The 454-nt window shown below is 55.9% G+C and carries 1 protein-coding gene; it reads left to right on the top strand.

Going from position 1 to position 454, the window contains the following annotated elements; genetic code table 11:
• Positions 1-213: 213 nt before the first annotated feature.
• The coding region (locus B2W55_RS29980; protein WP_291532723.1) for a hypothetical protein at positions 214-454 on the top strand (241 nt) is incomplete at its 3' end.

Genomic DNA, 454 nt, shown 5'->3' with positions numbered 1-454 from the left:
ATCGGGTAAGCAGGCAAGGCGAGATCGGGGGCACCGCTTATCTCGGTCCGGCTGCGTAACACGCTGCCGGATCGCGTGCCACTCTCATCGGATTACGCAGTTAGTCGAATGACTCTGTAGACGAGTGCGCAAAAGACAAGTCACGGACTGAGACATTCTCCTGATCTTTGGTACGATGCTTCGACCTGAGGACAGGCGCAGAGTGCGGCATCGATGAATCCAAAACGACGGGCTGCCTTGATCGATCGCCTAGCCGAGTCGATCGGTTATATCGGACCCGATTTCGAGCGGTTCGGCGGCCTCTTTTTGGAATTCGTTCTCGGGTTGCCGATAAACAATCAAGGTCTGAACCTAGTCGGCTATCCGGTTTCGGGCGTGATCGACAGCGTCGGCGACGACGATCGGCTCGTTGCGGAATACTCCGACATAGAGGACTACTTTGTAGGCTCCATGC

It is taken from the genome of Bradyrhizobium sp. UBA2491 (assembly GCF_002341725.1).
Lineage (GTDB): Bacteria > Pseudomonadota > Alphaproteobacteria > Rhizobiales > Xanthobacteraceae > Bradyrhizobium.
Note: the sequence above shows the minus strand (reverse complement) of the source record. Positions and strands in the feature narration are given on the sequence as shown.